The sequence below is a fragment of the Vibrio metschnikovii CIP 69.14 genome (assembly GCF_000176155.1).
Taxonomy (GTDB): Bacteria; Pseudomonadota; Gammaproteobacteria; order Enterobacterales; family Vibrionaceae; genus Vibrio; species Vibrio metschnikovii.
Genome location: NZ_ACZO01000006.1, coordinates 723,756 through 741,689, shown reverse-complemented (window position 1 = coordinate 741,689; position 17,934 = coordinate 723,756). Strand labels below are relative to the sequence as shown.

General features: G+C 43.5%; 16 protein-coding genes. 5 read left to right on the top strand and 11 right to left on the bottom strand.

What is annotated here, in order from left to right; genetic code table 11:
* Positions 1 to 2: 2 nt before the first annotated feature.
* The 6 genes from VIB_RS06810 to VIB_RS06785 all read right to left on the bottom strand — a co-directional run bounded on the left by VIB_RS06810 (position 3) and on the right by VIB_RS06785 (position 6,937).
* Positions 3 to 1,613: a methyl-accepting chemotaxis protein gene (locus tag VIB_RS06810; RefSeq protein WP_004395230.1), complete on the bottom strand. Its 1,611-nt coding sequence runs from the start codon at positions 1,611 to 1,613 to the stop codon at positions 3 to 5.
* A gap of 66 nt (positions 1,614 to 1,679) precedes the next feature.
* A complete protein-coding gene (locus tag VIB_RS06805; RefSeq protein ID WP_004395229.1) occupies positions 1,680 to 3,818 on the bottom strand; it encodes a chemotaxis protein CheA in 2,139 nt (712 codons plus the stop codon).
* 21 nt (positions 3,819 to 3,839) lie between these two features.
* Positions 3,840 to 4,154 (bottom strand): STAS domain-containing protein, encoded by a 315-nt coding sequence (locus VIB_RS06800; protein WP_004395228.1) that lies wholly within the window; start codon positions 4,152 to 4,154, stop codon positions 3,840 to 3,842.
* A gap of 10 nt (positions 4,155 to 4,164) precedes the next feature.
* A complete protein-coding gene (locus VIB_RS06795) occupies positions 4,165 to 4,533 on the bottom strand; it encodes a response regulator (protein WP_004395227.1) in 369 nt (122 codons plus the stop codon).
* 32 nt (positions 4,534 to 4,565) lie between these two features.
* Complete coding sequence (locus tag VIB_RS06790) at positions 4,566 to 5,744, bottom strand: methyl-accepting chemotaxis protein (protein WP_004395226.1); 1,179 nt, start codon at positions 5,742 to 5,744, stop codon at positions 4,566 to 4,568.
* 422 nt (positions 5,745 to 6,166) lie between these two features.
* Complete coding sequence (locus tag VIB_RS06785; protein ID WP_004395225.1) at positions 6,167 to 6,937, bottom strand: MBL fold metallo-hydrolase; 771 nt, start codon at positions 6,935 to 6,937, stop codon at positions 6,167 to 6,169.
* Positions 6,938 to 7,166: 229 nt separating this feature from the next.
* Here VIB_RS06785 and VIB_RS06780 point away from each other — a divergent pair, with 229 nt between their 5' ends.
* From VIB_RS06780 to ugpC, 4 genes are all read left to right on the top strand, one after another.
* Positions 7,167 to 8,459, top strand: a complete 1,293-nt coding sequence (locus VIB_RS06780; protein WP_004395224.1) for an extracellular solute-binding protein — start codon at positions 7,167 to 7,169, stop codon at positions 8,457 to 8,459.
* Positions 8,460 to 8,577: 118 nt separating this feature from the next.
* A complete protein-coding gene (locus VIB_RS06775; RefSeq protein ID WP_004395223.1) occupies positions 8,578 to 9,459 on the top strand; it encodes an ABC transporter permease subunit in 882 nt (293 codons plus the stop codon).
* Positions 9,460 to 9,482: 23 nt separating this feature from the next.
* On the top strand, positions 9,483 to 10,325 hold the full coding sequence (gene ugpE, locus VIB_RS06770; RefSeq protein ID WP_004395222.1) for a sn-glycerol-3-phosphate ABC transporter permease UgpE: 843 nt from the start codon (positions 9,483 to 9,485) through the stop codon (positions 10,323 to 10,325).
* Positions 10,326 to 10,374: 49 nt separating this feature from the next.
* Entirely contained in the window at positions 10,375 to 11,469 is a 1,095-nt protein-coding gene (gene ugpC, locus VIB_RS06765) for a sn-glycerol-3-phosphate ABC transporter ATP-binding protein UgpC (protein WP_004395221.1), read from the top strand.
* A gap of 23 nt (positions 11,470 to 11,492) precedes the next feature.
* Here ugpC and maiA read toward each other — a convergent pair whose 3' ends face one another.
* From maiA to hppD, 4 genes are read right to left on the bottom strand one after another with little or no spacing between them, the layout of a single operon-like run.
* Entirely contained in the window at positions 11,493 to 12,131 is a 639-nt protein-coding gene (maiA, locus tag VIB_RS06760; RefSeq protein WP_040904809.1) for a maleylacetoacetate isomerase, read from the bottom strand.
* 3 nt (positions 12,132 to 12,134) lie between these two features.
* The gene (locus VIB_RS06755) at positions 12,135 to 13,151 is read right to left on the bottom strand and encodes a fumarylacetoacetate hydrolase family protein (RefSeq protein WP_004395219.1); all 1,017 of its coding nucleotides are present in this window, start codon (positions 13,149 to 13,151) and stop codon (positions 12,135 to 12,137) included.
* On the bottom strand, positions 13,148 to 14,290 hold the full coding sequence (locus VIB_RS06750; protein ID WP_004395217.1) for a homogentisate 1,2-dioxygenase: 1,143 nt from the start codon (positions 14,288 to 14,290) through the stop codon (positions 13,148 to 13,150). Before VIB_RS06750 ends, VIB_RS06755 begins: the two co-directional genes overlap by 4 nt.
* Positions 14,283 to 15,356: a 4-hydroxyphenylpyruvate dioxygenase gene (gene hppD / locus VIB_RS06745; RefSeq protein WP_004395216.1), complete on the bottom strand. Its 1,074-nt coding sequence runs from the start codon at positions 15,354 to 15,356 to the stop codon at positions 14,283 to 14,285. The genes VIB_RS06750 and hppD overlap by 8 nt, the downstream gene beginning before the upstream one ends.
* 502 nt (positions 15,357 to 15,858) lie before the next feature.
* Here hppD and VIB_RS06740 point away from each other — a divergent pair.
* Entirely contained in the window at positions 15,859 to 17,352 is a 1,494-nt protein-coding gene (locus VIB_RS06740) for an EAL domain-containing protein (RefSeq protein WP_004395215.1), read from the top strand.
* 27 nt (positions 17,353 to 17,379) lie between these two features.
* Here the strand turns inward: VIB_RS06740 and VIB_RS06735 are convergent, their stop codons facing one another.
* Positions 17,380 to 17,868, bottom strand: a complete 489-nt coding sequence (locus VIB_RS06735; protein ID WP_040904281.1) for a GNAT family N-acetyltransferase — start codon at positions 17,866 to 17,868, stop codon at positions 17,380 to 17,382.
* Positions 17,869 to 17,934: the final 66 nt, after the last annotated feature.

The window sequence follows — 17,934 nt, the reverse complement described above, 5'->3', positions numbered from 1 at the left end:
TCCTAAAAACGTACATAGTCCGAATCATCATCGTCTTGAGTGACTCTTGATGCTTCAGGCGATGCTTTGGCGGAGGGTTGCTGTTTTTTACTCGCCAATTTCACTTGTCGCTCATCGGTCTTAAAGAAGGTCATCAATTGTTGTAACTGCTGAGCTTGGCTACTCATTTCTTCGGACGTTGAGGCTAACTCTTCGGATGCTGATGCACTTTGTTGAGTAACACTGTTGAGTTGTTCCATCGCTTGATTGATTTGTGATGCACCTGTAGCTTGCTCCATAGATGCCGCGTTGATTTCTTGTACCAAATCAGCGGTCTTTTGTATCGAAGGGACGATTTCTTCTAACAAACTTCCAGCTTGCTCTGCCAACGCGACACTATTTTTCGCCACTTCACCAATCTCTTGCGAAGCCACTTGGCTACGCTCAGCCAGTTTTCTTACTTCTGCCGCCACAACAGCAAATCCTTTACCATGGTCACCAGCCCGAGCCGCTTCAATCGCTGCATTCAAAGCCAGCAAGTTGGTTTGATAAGCGATGTCGTCGATAATACTAATTTTTTCTGCTATTGATTTCATCGCCGCAACCGTCTTACCTACCGCGTTGCCGCCTTCTTGGGCTTCTAAAGCCGCTTTACTGGCAATCCCGTTGGTTACTTTGGCATTTTCGGTATTTTGGGCAATAGAGGCTGACATTTCTTCAATTGAAGAGGTCGTTTCTTCAACACTCGCCGCTTGTTCACTCGCACCCTGACTTAAGTTTTGCGCCGTCGCAGAGACTTGCTCTGACGCTGAGGCTAATGCGTTACTTGCCCCATTCACCTCACCGACAATACTAGATAGCTTACGAACCATTTGCTGCATGGAATCGAGCAGACGCCCCATTTCATCTTTACTGGTTGCTTCTAACTTGGTGGTTAAGTTGCCCTTTGCCAACTCTTGAGATAGATGGACCGCTTTTTCTAATGGGCCACAAATTCCCCGAATTAAAGCAATTCCGAAACTGAAAGCCAAAATCAGTCCAACCGCTATCGAAGAGATGGAGACCAAACGTAGCGTTTCATACAATGTGCTTTCTCTATTATATTCCGCTGCTGCTTCTTGAATTTGCAAATCAACCAATAGATCCAAAGACTGAGCAACGGGGGGATATAAAGGTCGAACTCTTTCCAATGCCAATGAGGTGGCGGTTGAAATATCCCCCATTCTTAATGCAACCAAGGTTGGTTCAATGGCTTGCTCAATAAAGATTTTATTGTCGCGCTGAAACTGATTGACCAAGCGAGCTTCTTCCTCGGTTAACGTCGTCGTGATGTATCGAGACCAGATTTGATCAATTACTTTTAAGTTATCTTCTACGTTCTTGACTTGAGCGTTGATATTCTCATCATCGGGATACAACTGAGCAAATGCCATCGCAATCCGGTTTTGTAAAAAACGAACTTTAATATCATTTAGCTGACCAATCGGAATGGTTCGGTCAAGATAAACACTTCTCAATCCATCAACCATTTTGCTCATGCCGTATAAGCCAGCCGAACCAACACCGATTAATAACACACCTAACAAACCAATGAGTAGGCTGAGCTTAATTTTTACTGATAGATCCTTAAACATTGCCAGATTCCTTATAGCGGTGACGCGCGTTATGCGCTTAATCTGATACCTTGTGCGCTGTAAATATTAATGCAGCGCAAATTGTTGTGATTCTTGTTGAATCATTTGCTGCGTTAAACCAGGAATATCTAAAATCAAGGCAATATCCCCATTCCCTAAAATCGTAGAGCCACTGATCCCTTGGATATTCTCAAAAATAGGTCCGAGCGGTTTAATAACGGTTTGTAACTCGCCCAATAATCGGTCAACCACCAATCCAGCCATTTGCCCACCGGTTTGTACAACAACCACATTTTGCCGACGAGGCGCTTGCTTGTTTAAGTTGAACTGTTTGCGTAAATCAATCAGTGGTAAAACGCTGCCACGCAAATTAAGGTGACTGCTGACTTTTACCCCTTGTTTGGTCACTGGATGATGCAGCTCAACGCACTCTTTAACGGCATCAAGAGGTACAACAAACTCTTCATCACCGACTTCAATTAAAAATCCATCGATGATCGCGAGGGTTAATGGCAGAATCAGACGTACTGTGGTACCAATCGACAACTCACTTTCTATTTCTACTCGACCACGTAATTCATTGATGTTTCGACGCACCACATCCATACCAACCCCTCGACCCGATAGGTTGGAAACCTCTTGTGCCATTGAAAAGCCCGGTTCAAAAATCAATTGATACATTTCATCTCGGGTCAATACCGAGTGCTCATCAATCAACCCTTTTTCAATGGCTTTTAAACGCAGTTTTTCAGCATCAAGTCCTTTACCATCATCGATAATTTCCAATACGATGTTGCCTGAATCATGGTAGGCATTTAAGGTGATTTGTCCTGAGTGATTTTTGCCTTGCTCTCGCCTTTTCTCAGGCATTTCAATGCCATGATCCATGGCATTACGAATCAGGTGCATCAGCGGGTCACCGATTTTCTCGACCACCGATTTATCAAGCTCAGTATCTCCGCCATGAATATCAAGTTGGATCTCTTTACCTAACTCTTTAGCAACATCGCGTACGACCCTTTGAAAACGGATAAACGTATTGCCAATCGGTACCATTCTTAACTTTAATGCCGCATCTCTGACTTCTTCTAATAGGCCATTGAGCCGAGAGACCGATTCTTGCATTGCGCTATCGGCATGACTGCTGGCTTGTAAAGCGCAGCCCGCTCCAGCGGTGACCAACTCTCCAATCAAGTTAATTAACGTGTCAAGCTTTTCTGCATCAACACGCAAGCTTTTTTGTTCGCGATTTACCGTTTCATTCGCCGCTGATTTTGCCACGGCAGCGTCCGATTTAACTGGCTTAGCTTGAGTGATGGATTGATCGGAGTCTTCTTGCACTTCAATCGGTGACTCAGCGTCAATCAACGGCTCAGACATGAGATCCAGTTGTAAGCCACAGGCTTGAAAATGCTCAAGATTGTGCATACCTTTCTGTTGTAACTCATCAAGTAAGGCCGGAGTACACTGATTGGCGGAAAATAAATACACCTCGCCTTCGTCCCGAATAAATTCGAAAACCGCTAAAATTTCCTCATCTTGAGCATCACTATTGAGCGCTATTTGCCAACTCAAGTAACAATTTTCTGAGTCAAAGTCTGTCCACTCTTGGGGTAAGCTACTGTCATCGAAAATAATCTGTTCGATTTGGCCTAATTTGGCTAAATAAGCAAAAAAGGACAGCGGATCCATCCCATCCTGTAAAGCACTTTGCGGAAACTTTACCCATAGAAAACGCTGAGCCTCTACCGTAAGTGGAGCGCTGTCTTTGATTGGTGCCTCACTGGTTTTCACGTCTGGTTGCTCACCAAGAAACGCGTTTAATTGTTCAATCAGTGTTTCACTGATTTGCTGGTTATCCGCGTGATGCTGCTGCTCAAATTGCGCTTCATCGAGCAGAGTTAGCATATGATCACGACAGCGAAACAACAGACTGATCACTTCACCAGTCAAGACCAATTGCTCTGAGCGTAACTGGTCAAGTAGGTTTTCTACTTTATGTGTAAAGTGGACAATCGCATCAAGATTAAAAATACCTGCCGAGCCTTTAACCGTATGCGCAGCACGGAAGATAGCATTGAGTCTTTCGTTTAAATCTTGATGATTACCCGCTTCAAGCTCGAGTAAATCCAGCTCCATACCTTCTAATAATTCACGGCTTTCGGTGTAATAGGTTTCAAGTGCAGCCAACAGCATCGGATCCATGTTTATACTCCTATTCGCGCATTACGTATTGGGCTGCAATGCCAAATTATGGTTAAGGGCATTAACGCCTAATTTAGCCATCACTTGGATAAACAAAGGATTCTCTACCAGTAACAAACATTGCTGCTGTTGCTCTCGTTTCGCTTTATTGACCATTACTAATAATTGAATCGCGCTGGTGTCAAGATCAGTAATGCGCGTAACATCAATCAATAAATCAATCGGCTTCATAACCCATGGCGTCAAAAACTCATACATTTCCTGCGCTTGATAAATCGTTAACTCGCCGGATAACTCAATGTTGACGTGTTGATCATTTTCTTCGAGGATCTGCATACCTTAACTCCTAAGCTGGCATCAGTTTATTCACCGCCGCCAACATTTGATCTGGCACAAACGGTTTCACTACCCAAGCCTTCGCGCCCGCTAAACGGCCTTGATCTTTTTTCGAGGCTTCCGATTCCGTGGTCAACATGATCACGGGCGTGAATTTGGTCGCAGGTTGTTTTTTCAGTTCTTTTAGTAAGGTCAATCCATCCATATTGGGCATATTGACGTCACTGATCACCAAGTGGACTTTAACGCCTTGAATTTTTCTTAGCGCATCAGCACCATCAATGGCTTCAATCGTTTGGTAACCCGCGCCTTTTAGAGCAAGGCTAACAACTTGACGAATGGCTGCAGAATCATCGACAACCAAAATTGTTTTACTCATCCTCAAACCTCCTGCTTATGGTTTGCTGTTCGTTAGAAAAAGGTAATGTCAGATTGCACTTCTGGTTTACTACTATGAGTAGATTTTTTACCCGTATGAACTTGATGCTGCTCAATCATGGTGTAACTACTCTTCATTTTATCGAGCCATTTTTGCGGCGATAATTGTCCGACAATCGGATGATTTCTATCTTGTTGAACTAACGTAATGGCATCGCCTAACTCGGTTAAATTACGAGTAATTTGCTCTAAAATTTGACTCACCCTATCTTGGAACTGAAGGCGAATGATCACGTGTGTCACCGTCTCTTTGACTTGTTGGGCATCTTCAGTGAGCCCTTGAGCTTGTTCATCTAACGTTTGCACTATGTGCTGAAAATGGTTGATAACTTCATCAATGCATTGCTCGGTATTATTCATTTGCTCAGTTTCATCTTTATTAACCTGTTCAACCATTTCACAGGCTTTCTCGATGGCAGCATTAACGCTATTCACTTGCTCTGTCATCTTGCTCGCGGTTTCTCTTGATTGTTGAGATAAACCACGCACTTCATCGGCAACCACAGCAAAGCCTCTTCCCGCTTCTCCAGCTCGCGCGGACTCAATCGCGGCATTGAGGGCTAATAAATTGGTTTTATCTGCGATACCAACCACTTCTCCAGCCATTTTTTTCAGTGATGTGGTGTATTTCATTAATTCACGCATCTCACTCAATACTTGCTGTCTTAGTGTTTGCCCAGCCCGTAGCGCATCTACCGCATTGTTAAGCATGCTACGACATTGATGAATTTCTTCCGTTACCGATTGCTCTTTACCGTGACTGTTCACTCCGGTGAGAGACAAGGTATGACTGAGCCGCTCGACCAGTTGAGAAAACTGCTGGCTCAACTCTGAAACTGAATCGGTTAGATGTTGATTAGCGGAATCAATATGTCGTGCCCAGACGGGTAATGATTCGATAAACAGGGGCTCTAACGAGTGATAGGACTCTAATTGAGACTCCTGTAACGCCGAGAGGTGTTCAATTTGTTTTTTTTGCTGTTTGACGGTTTGAATGTACGATTCATAATTCCAAGCGACGTAGCTAAGGCTGGCAATGGAAGCCAATACCAGCAACGCACTGATGTATAAAGGTAAACTCGAATAGATCACAACCATGCCCGATAACACTAGGGCAGGCATGAATAGAGGAACAAGCCTGAGCGCTAACATATGTGCAGTTATCCTATGCCGAACTAACGTAAAATTATGATTATTATTAGAGAGCTTATCTGTTACAACCAACCCATCAACACCAAAAAGCACTTAGGCGCATAACAAAATAAGGCTCAATTAAAAAGTAGCAGTCAGATATCAACTACGCAAATAATGGAATTGATTTAACATTACCAACTCGGATAAGTAGATAAAGTTATCTATTACCACTGAGAAAAGTGTGCCAGATGGATGAATTCAGGATTGTTGTCGATGGTGTGGGTGATATGAAGATCAAACTAAAGCTCAACCCACTATACCCAAACGGCTGAAAGTTGCAGGTAGGCGGCAAGTGAGTGAATCCCCATGAGCATAGGCAAACGACGTGATTGGGGTGAACGAAGGTAGCCAACACCGCTGCTTTAAGTTGGAAGGGGATATCAACGAGGAAACAAATGAGCTAACGGGGTAAACAGAAAACGCTTAAGTTTGATTTTTACTACTCGCCAGTGGGTGGCGGGCGTGATTGGTGTGGTATCCATCAAATGTTGATAGGCATGATCATCAAGGATCGCTTCGCCACCATGAGCCAGCAATAAACGCTGCGGATTGAGCTGATATACCCGCGCAACCGAACGACGATACTGTTTGGGAAAAAAAATAGGAAAAGGAGAGATCAGCTGTTTTTTTACTTCGACGATCAAATCGGCGACATACAAAATACTTTGCTGTGGATGAAAGAGAGAGATATCTCTATCGGTGTGTCCTGTCGTTTCTAAAACTTGCCATTCAGAAAACCCAGGAATCGCTTCACCGTCCATTAATTGATGATCCGCACGTAATTTACGAGGAAACCATAAACGACGCCTTGGTTTACCCAAGCGCTTTGCCATCCAATGCGCCAAAGCTAAATCAGCCCAAAACATCACAATCCCTAACCCACCTTGATACCAATGACCCACTTGCGCACCAGAGACTATCTTACAGCCGGTTTTACGCCGCAATAAGTGCGCACCACCAGCATGATCAGGATGCATATGAGTGACCACCACCACCTTAAGTTCGCTCACTGAGCGACCTAATTGAGCAGTAATGTAATCCAGTATCAGAGACACATCAGCACGACATCCTCCATCCAATAGCATTAATCTATCTGGATATTCAACCAAATATAAATTTTGGATATGGCCGCGAAGGGTATGAATTTTCACAAATACTCTAACTGGTCGGTCCTGAAGGCAAGAAGACTAACCATACCACTCAAAGAAACAATAAATAAACAAAAAATCAACAAAAATGTTATCTGTGGCGCATTACAAAAAACAAACCAGAACAAAATCAAAGTGAAACAAACATTACATTAAATTGAAATATTTGACCGCCACCCTATTCAGCGAACCACTATGTTAACTCCAACTTTATATAATTAAGGGAAATACAATGCACAAGCTATGGCTAGCGGGTCTGATGGCAACCACTTTTTCTGGACACACTCTTGCTGCGACCGAAATCACTTGGTGGCATGCAATGGGAGGGCAACTAGGAGAATCCGTCAACCAACTCGCTGCAAATTTTAATGCCGCGCAGAAGGACTATACCATCACTCCTATCTACAAAGGGGACTATACCGAAACGTTAACCGCAGGTATTGCTGCTTTTCGTGCAGGTCAATCACCGCACATTCTCCAAGTCTTTGATGCCGGAGCTGCAACCATAATGAATGTCCCTGGTGTGGCTAAACCAGTACAAGATATTCTGGTTAATGCCGGTTACTCATTTAATGCTCAAGATTATCTGTCTGGTGTGCGTAATTTCTATGCGGACAATAAAGGCAAAATGGTTGGTATGCCCTTCAATAGTTCCACTCCCGTTCTGTATTACAACAAAGATATTTTAAATAAAGTTGGAGCTACGGCACCACAAACTTATGAACAACTTGAAGTCTTAGCCGAAAAACTAAAAGCAAAAGGTTACGTTACTTTTTCACAATCGCATACACCATGGATTATGTTTGAAAACTTCAAATCTCGTCATAACTTGCCGCTCTCTGATCAGCACAATGGCTATGCCTCTCTTTCATCACAACTGATGTTTAATTCACAAGATATGCTGATGCATTTTAATAAACTTAAAGAATGGTCAGATAAGGGCTACTTCAAATATTACGGAAGTAACTGGGATGCCAACCAAACGCCTTTTGAACGCCAAGAAGTGGCGATGTGGATGGGCTCATCAGGTTCCTTCGGTGGGCTGCGTGATAGAGTCCCGTTTGAGTTAGGTACTACCTACTTACCACATTGGGAAAAATTAAACGCTGAAGGCACTCATACTTTTATTGGCGGCGCCGCTCTGTTTGCTTTAAGTGGTCATACTAAAGAAGAAGAAAATGCCGTCGCGGCTTTTTTTACTTATCTTACTCAGCCTGAAGTACAGATGAATTGGCACACATCGACCGGTTATGTACCAGTCACCAATGCCGCTTATAGCCTAACCAAAGCCTCAGGCTATTATCAAACCTATCCCGATGCAGAAGTGGGCGTAAAACAGCTAAGCCTACCTTCCGGTGAATGGACACAAGGTTATCGCTTAGGTTTCTATCCGCAAATACGTGAAGTCATGCACCGTGAATTCGACAATATTTTTGCTGGACGCTCTTCGGTAGAAAATAGCCTTAAACGAGTCGAAGACGAAAGTAAAAATCTCCTGCAACGTTTTGCTCGCACTGTGCAATAACGCTCGTTGATTACAACAGACTTCAAACCGACGTTTCGTCGCTTGAGTCTCGCTCATTGAAGAGTACGGCGAAGATAGCCGTACTCTTCAGCACGATTTTTTATGACTGGAAATAACCGTGGAACGTCGACAACAATTTTCTCACACTCCTTTACCCTATTTGCTGTTAGCTCCGCAAATGGTGATTATCGCGATTTTCTTTCTCTATCCGGCCGCAAAAGCGATTTATCTTTCCTTTATGCTGGAAGACCCGTGGGGTATGTCATCCACTTTCATTGGCTTTGAAAACTATCAGATGCTGTTTCAATCCCATGAATATTTGAAATCGCTGAGCTTCACTTTACTGTTTTCTATCGTGGTCTCCTTTTTATCACTCGCCATCGCTCTGCTACTGGCGGTCAAAGCAGATAATATCATTCATGGTCAAGGAGCGTACAAGGTTAGCTTAACTTGGGTTTATGCCGTCGCTCCTGCGATAGCCGGAATTATCGGTGGTTTTTTGTTTAACCCCCACATTGGCCTATTAACGGATCTTTTTGCGATGTTTGGATGGCAATTTAGCCTGCAAACCAATCCGTTTGATGCAACCTTCGCATTGATTTTGGTTTCCGTATGGAAACAGGTCTCCGTCAATTTCATCTACTTTCTCGCCGGATTACAGTCCATTTCTTATGCCGTTAAAGAAGCCTCGACGCTCGATTGCGTCAGTGATGCCAAACGCTTTTGGACCATTACTTTTCCTTTGCTTGCCCCGACCGGATTTTTTCTCTTGGTGATTAACCTCACCTATGCCTTTTTCGATACGTTCGGCGTGATCGATACCATGACCAACGGCGGGCCAGGAGGTTCAACAACGTCTTTGGTTTATAAGGTATACCGTGATGGATTTGTTGGGGCGGATTTAGGCGGCAGTTCAGCACAATCTGTGATCTTATTACTGCTCGTTCTCGGGCTGACGTTTATCCAGTTCCGTGTGGTTGAAAAACGTGTTCATTATTAAGGTTTTATATCCAAGGAAGCAAAATGAAAAGTAATAACCTATTCGATCACTTAATTTTGATCACCGGAGCCTTATTTATGCTAGTGCCAATCTGGCTCATCTTTGCCAGCTCGACTCATCATCCCAACACCATCATCAGTGAAGGTTTGCAGTGGGGAATGGGCGATCAATTTTTGGCTATTTATAAAGAAGCTTGGCACAAAAGCCACGGATTTTCGGGCAATATTACCGCGCAATCGATGATCACCAATTCGATGATCATGGGGCTGGGTTTTGCGATCGGGAAAATTTTGGTTTCGATGATCGCGGCTTACGCTTTGGTCTATTTCCGGCTGCCTTATGCCAGCTTCTGGTTTTGGCTTATTCTTGTCACGCTTTTATTGCCGTTAGAAGTGCGAATCATCCCCTCTTATGAAGTCGTTTCAAGCCTAGGAATGCTCAATAGTTATACAGGGCTTATCTTGCCTTTGATTGCCTCGGCTACTGCAACCTTTTTCTTTCGTCAGTTTTTTAAAACGATTCCAGATGAATTGATGGAAGCAGCACAGCTCGATAATGCTGGACCGATTCGTTTCTTCATCGACGTATTACTGCCGCTATCGAAAACCATGATCGCCGCCATTTTCATCATTATGTTTGTCGTAGGATGGAACCAGTATTTATGGCCCATCATGATGACCACCGATGAGCAATACAACACCATCGTGATGGGCATTAAACAAATTCTCAATAATATTAATGAAACTCGTTTACCACGTTATGACTACGCGTTCGCCATGGTGATTTTAGCCATGCTGCCGCCGGTATTCGTCGTGGTCATTTTCCAACGCTGGTTTGTTAAAGGATTAGTCGAAAGTGAAAAATAACTCTATGCATTTAGTCACCCCAACCTCACCACAAAAACTGGACAATGTTATGTTGGATATCAGACAGTTAGTCAAAACCTATGAAAATGGTCATCAAGCAGTTAAAGGCGTTGATTTGTCAATTAATGAGGGCGAATTCATCGTTTTAGTTGGACCATCAGGTTGTGGTAAATCGTCAATTCTACGTTCGATTGCTGGGCTTGAGCCCATCAACAGTGGAGAAATCCATCTAGCCGGTCGCCGAGTGGATAACGAAAAACCTGCGCTACGTGATATTGCGATGGTATTTCAAAACTACGCTCTTTATCCTCATATGAGCGTTTACGATAACTTGGCGTATGGCTTAAAAAATCGTGGGGTGGATAAAAAATCCATCGCTGAAAAAATTAATCACGTCGCTAAAACCCTCAAAATTGAAGAGTATTTAGATCGTAAACCCGCCAAACTGTCTGGTGGTCAACGTCAACGTGTCGCGATGGGACGCGCGATTGTCCGCGATCCGCAGCTGTTTTTATTTGATGAGCCACTATCCAACCTCGATGCGGCGTTACGCGCGCATATGCGCTTAGAGATAAAAAAACTGCAACGCAAACTCGGGGTGACCAGTGTCTATGTCACCCACGATCAAGTAGAAGCGATGACATTAGCCGATCGCATTGTGGTCTTAAACCAAGGAAAAATTGAACAAGTCGGTCGCCCAAAAGAAGTTTACCACCAACCGGCGAGTACCTTTGTGGCGAGTTTTATTGGTAGCCCAGCGATGAACTTTATCCCCGCAACACTCGATAACGGCTATTTACAGGTTGGTCATCAAAAAATTTATCTACCGCACTATCAACAACTCAGCGCTCCATCATTAACCCTAGGTATTCGTCCTGAGCATGCTGGACTTTCGAGCAGTGAAAACGCTCTGAATTTACGCTTACAAATCAGTGTCGTTGAACCACTTGGTCCCAATCAATTGGTGCATGGAAAAATCGCTGGGTTAACTCAACTCAGCGATTTTATTGCGGTAACACCTGAAATGAATGTAGATATTGATCAAACGCTTAACCTATCGATCAACATAGATAACCTGCATCTGTTTGATGAACAAGGGAAGCGCTTATGCCCTACCTCATTAGCCCAGCGAGCTATCGCTTAATCATCCTAAGTTAAACGCTTCACTCAGCGGCAGCTTTCCGGTGCGGCTGAGTGAAAATCAGCTCGCTCACGCAGCGTATTGGTAATACGCATGATGTTTGGATAAAGGCTCATGTCAACGGCAAAGCGCTCAGCATTATACACTTGAGGTATCAGGCAGATATCCGCCAGAGAAAGTGCATCGCCGATACAATATTGCCCTGCACTTATAGTCAGCTTTTCTTCAATGGCGCGAAAACCTACCGCTATCCAATGTTGATACCACTGCGTTTTTTGGGGCTCATCCACAGCAAGGTTTTGTGATAAATATTGTAAAACCCTTAGGTTATTTAATGGATGAATATCCATTGCAATATCATGAGCTAGCGACAACACACGGTATTTTGCCTCACCTGAGACAGGAATAAGACGCGGCTGCGGGTAATGATCATCAAGATATTCAATAATCGCCAGTGATTGATTAAGAACGAAATCGCCATCAACTAACACTGGCACTAATTCACTCGCATTAAGCTGATGAAATACCTCGCTGTGTTGCTCACCACCTTGAGCGATGAGATCAACCGGAAACTGCTGATAACTCAGTTGCTTAATTGCTAAGGCAAGACGCACCCGATACGTTGCCGATGAGCGCCAGTAGCCGTATAATTTCAGCTCACTCATCATCTATCTCCCTGATTCAATCACCGTTTGTTCAATACGACCAAATACGCTATTACCTTGATGATCGAGCATCTCAAGTTTTATCGTATCACCGACCTGCATAAAAGCGGTGCTGGGTTGCCCATCACGAATGGTTTCAATCATTCGTAACTCGGCAATACACGAATAACCGACACCCCCTTCACCGATTGAACTTCCGTACTCCGTGCCTTGCTTATTTGAGACGGTACCAGAACCAATAATCGTGCCACTGCATAAAGGGCGAGATTTCGCTGCATGGGCAATCAACTGAGGAAAATCAAAGGTCATATCGACCCCTGCATTCGGACAGCCAAACAACTGACCGTTATAAGTCGACAATAATGGTAAAGATAACTTAGCGCCGTCCCATGCGCCGTTAAGTTCATCAGGAGTCACTGCCACCGGAGAAAAAGCTGAGCTTGGTTTCGATTGGAAAAAGCCAAAACCTTTAGCTAATTCATTGGGAATTAACCCTCGTAGAGAGACATCATTCACCAGCATTACTAAGCGAATATGTTGCCCTGCCTGCTCCGCTGTGATCCCCATAGGGACATCATCAGTGACGACCGCCACCTCAGCTTCAAAATCTAATCCCCATTGGGGATCAACAAGCGGGATAGGTTCGTGTGGCCCCAGAAAACTGTCCGATCCCCCTTGATACATTAGCGGATCAGTCCAAAAACTCTCTGGTAATTCGGCTCCACGAGCACGTCGAACTAACTGAACATGGTTGACATAAGCTGAGCCATCTGCCCATTGAAATGCCCTTGGTAACGGCGAGGCACAGTTATCCTCAACAAACGGTAAAGTATGAGTAAGCTGGCCGGCATTTAAAGCTTGGGAGATCTCTTGTAACGGACCTTCCACTTTTTGCCAATCATCGAGTGCTCGTTGGAGTGTTGAAGCGAGGTGGTCAACAACCACACAGCGCTGTAAATCTCGACTGACAACCACTAATTGCCCATCTCGTGTGTCATTTTTTAACGTCGCTAACTTCATGGCGTATCCTTGTGCTCTTTCCAGCTATAAACGTACTGAGGATTTTCTACTTCTTTAACCGCCTCACTAAATTGCAGGGCGTGGCGGGTATCAATCATTACCGCCACTTCATCGGTAAACGTTTTGCTGTTTTTTAATCCGGCTTGGAACGCTTTCGGATGAGGGCCATGAGTAAAGCCCGCAGGGTGAAACGTCACCATCCCAGCTTCAATATTATCGCGACTGAAAAAGTCACCCGCGTGATAAAACAGCACTTCATCATAATCATCATTATTGTGATAAAACGGTACTTTTAATGCGCCAGGGTCACTTTCAATCGGTCTTGGCACAAACGTACAGACCACAAACCCTTGCCCAACAAAGGTGGTATGTGCAGACGGCGGTAGATGATAGCGATGGGACATTAGCGGTCGAATATCTCGCCAATTGAGCCTCAGCACCGCCAGATCGCCATGCCAGCCTACCGCATCTAGGGGATTAAAAGGATAGGTAATCACACTCACTTGATCGTGCCGTTTAACTTCAACGTGCGTGGTGCGTTCTGAGTACTGCGCCTGAAAACGTGTATTAATACTCGGCACTTCAAGCACCGCCGGATCAAACACAGCGTGCTGACCGACAATACCTTTTTCTGGTAAGGCATAAGCGGCATCCGTATTCTCGATCATCAACAAAAACAGCGGTTCATTAGGGTCTAAACGCCAAGTCGTTGAGCGCGGAATTAACACATAATCCCCTTCATGAATCGTCATATGGCCATAATCACAAAACAGCTCGGCACTGCCTTTATGAACAAATAATAATTCATCACCATCCGCATTACGCACCAATTGGGTCATTGGTTGGCTAAGCTGCCAGACCCGGATTTTCACCTCTTGGTTATGCAGCAAATGAGGGACAGACCAAGGGGATAATTGTTCAGAGTGGCTCAAGTGATTTAAGTTAAATGCTCTGGGCCGTAAATCGCCCTGCCATTCGGTCCATGCGGTGGGTGGATGCTGATGATGAAAGTGACTCGCAGCGCCAAAAAAGCCACTGCGCCCAGCTTCTCGCTCATAGATCGCTTGCTCAGGAAAATCCGCATGAGCCTGTTTCGAAAACACCCCTTCGCGATGAGGAAACGTAAACGGTTTATGCATCATCTAGCACTCCACGACGAATTTGATCTTCTTCTATCGATTCAAACAAGGCTTTGAAGTTACCTTCGCCAAAACCTTGATTGCCTTTGCGCTGAATAATTTCAAAAAAGACTGGACCAATAACGGTTTGGGTAAATATTTGCAGCAAAATACCATCTTTTAATGGTGCACCATCAATCAATACCCGCAATTCGCGTAACTCATCAACGGATTCATGATGACCGAGAACGCGCGAATTGATTTTCTCATAGTAGGTATCTGGGGTTGGCATAAACTCCATGCCTTGCGCTCGCAACGTACGCACAGTGTGATAAATATCGGTGGTACTCAAGGCAATATGCTGAATCCCTTCGCCATTGTATTCACGTAAAAATTCTTCAATTTGTGACTTATCATCACGCGATTCATTGATTGGAATACGAATTTTACCGCACGGCGATGTCATCGCACGGCTAACCAAGCCGGTCAATTTCCCTTCAATATCAAAATATCGAATCTCTTTAAAGTTGGCGAGCCGTTCATAAAATCCAGCCCATTTATTCATATTGCCTTGCATCACATTATGAGTGAGATGATCGATTTCACATAAACCGACCTGCTTTTGTTGCAAACGCTGCTCAGCATCAGCATAAAACAAAAAGTCAACATCATAGATACTTTTATCACCGTAGCGATCAACAAAATACAATAAGCTATCACCGATGCCATAAATAGCCGGAATGCTTAGCTCCATAGGTCCAACTTCACCTTGATAGGCAACCGCGTCACACTGTAAAGCATGCGTTAAAGCCTCAGCTGCATCTTTAACCCGAAATGCCATTCCACACACTGATGGACCATGAAGCTTAGCAAAATCAGCCGCTTGACTATGAGGTTGAGCATTGATGATGAAATTGATATCCCCTTGGCGATAAAGCCAAGCTTGTTTAGAGCGGTGTTTCGCGATTTCAGCAAAACCTAAAGAAGTGAACAGCTGTTTTAGTGCGTCAATCCCCTGCGCATCCGCTGCCGTATATTCAACAAACTCAAAACCATCGGTACCAAGGGGGTTGCTTATTGATGTCATGTCTAGGTTTCCTTTATAGGGTCGAAATCTTTATTAACCATGGCACGATTCAATAAAGTCGCAACGATCAGCAGATACCTATCGCCCACTCTAAAAAACACCAAAAATGTAACACTTTCATTACATTAAACAACCATAATCCGTTTACATCACCAGTATCTCATCAATGTAGTGGTCATTTTGCGGGTAAACATGCTTCGAAAGAACAGAGTTTAGTGAGTATAAATATTTATACAGGTGTAAAAAAATGAAGTATTTAATGGTCTATTAAACCTAATGAAGGGTTGTTTTTTTAATGTCGCCTTAATGCCGCCAACGAATAACCGATTGGCGAAATCAATGACTGAATACTATTTTTAATTAGTGAGGTTATATGTCCGCATAAAAAACGATATCTTCGATGAGTTATGCCTTGTACCTCAGCACGCTTGCTCTATAATGCGCAATCTATGCACAATCCGTTTCAAATTTAAGACGAAGTTAGAAATACAGGTAAAAAGCATTGCAAAATAAAAAAAGAGTCTTACTCAAAAAAATATTATCTGCTTGTCTTATCCCTATTCCGATCGTTTTTTTTTACGCTTACTATACCAGCGTCACGAGCATTAATAGCCAGTTGAACACCATTGCCGATTCGTACGCCAAACGTATCGATAGCCTGATTGCTGATCTCCATGATGAAAATGCCAAAGCGTTATACAGCAATAAAAGCTGCGCACAGATTCAAGAAGACCTGTTATTTGAAAGTTTACTGCGTGAAATGTTGATCGTAGAAAATCAACAAATTGTTTGTTCGTCCAAACGGGGAGAGATGCAGTCAGATATCAGCGACTATTATCCTGATGGCATTGTCACCAGTAAAGAACGCTTCTTTGACTTGCAAAACGATCCAGCCATGCGCACATTATTAGTGATTGATGCCGATAAAAACAATCCCTATCGCGGAGCCATTTCTGTTGTCGATCAAGGTTATATTCAAGCTCGTCTCGGTTATCACACCGACACTCGTATTGCCGAGTTAATCGTCAAAGTCGGTAATCAATACTACCCAGCTAATAGTAAATTCATCACTAAACAACATAACGTAAAGGTCACATCGGCCAACCAGCTTTTTACGTTACAAATTGTCGCTAGTGACTCTTTTGTTACTGAACAGATAACCTTTTATCTACTGAGTGCCCTTCCGGCCTCGATTGCACTTTCACTATTCATTTATGTGCTGTTTTTATTTTTCACCGGCCGGACGAGCTTATTAGATGATTTAAAAAAAGGATTAGAACGACACGAGCTGTTTTTAGTCTATCAACCTGTCATCGACAGCCAGAAACAAAATGTTGTCGGCTATGAAGCGTTACTGCGTTGGATTAACCCTAAATTAGGTTTTGTTAAACCCGATACGTTTATTCAAATTGCAGAAGAGTACGGCTTAATCAATAAAGTGACTGATTATGTGATTAATCAAGCTCAAAAAGATGCTCAGCATTTACCTAACCATCAGCAATTACACCTTGGTATCAACGTTCCACCTTGTTACCTTACGCATCAAAAACATATTCATCGTTTAATTCTTTGTGCCAGTCATCTTGCTACTCAAGGAATTCAATTGGTGGTTGAAATTACTGAACGCCAACTGCTGGATAAAAAAGGACAAACTATTTTACAAGAATTACGGCAAGCTGGCGTGATGATCTCTATTGATGATTTTGGCACAGGACAAACCTCGTTATCGGTACTACAACATATCGCTTTCGATTATTTAAAAATTGATAAATGTTTTATTGATTCAATTGGCGTGCAATCGGTTAGCGCGCCAATTTTAAACACCATTATTGAGCTGGCTCATCAGCTTAAGGTCAATATCGTCGCGGAAGGAGTGGAACATGCCGCTCAAGCCAAATACCTTGCCAACAAAGGGGTTCAATATCAACAAGGGTATTTCTACTCTAAACCTCTCGATCTTTCGGCAATAACAAAGGGGAAATCATCCATATCCTAATGAAGACCAGCCAGAACAACACTCAGGTTACACCTTCTGTTGTGATAGGGATTTGCGCAACCAGTGTATATGCGGAACAAATCCCCCTTGCTGATAAAAATGTTGCGCCGTTTGATTAAACTCCCACACCTCAACAAACATGTCTTTGACGCCATACTCAACGAATGTCTGCTCTAAATGAGCAAGAAGTGAGGCTGCGACTCTTTGTTGACGATAACAGGGAACAACATATAGCTCATCAATACTCCCCATCGGAATGGGCTGACTGACACTCGAAATTAACTCACAAAAATGCCCAGTAATAAAACCAACGATCTGAGAACCCTGTTTAGCTACGTAAACCAAACATTCCGGATCATCTAAATAACGGGCAATGCTCTTCTCTTGCTCAATTTCATGAGCGGTTTTGAAATAAGCTGGACAAGCACGGTGATGCTCGTCATGTAACTCAAACATCAACTGATTGAGTACTTCTAAATCATCGACCTGAGCCGCTGATAGGATAATCGCTGACATAGTGTTGCCATCACAGAAATAAAAACTATCTGAATTCTATCCAATAAAGGTAAAAAAAAATACGCT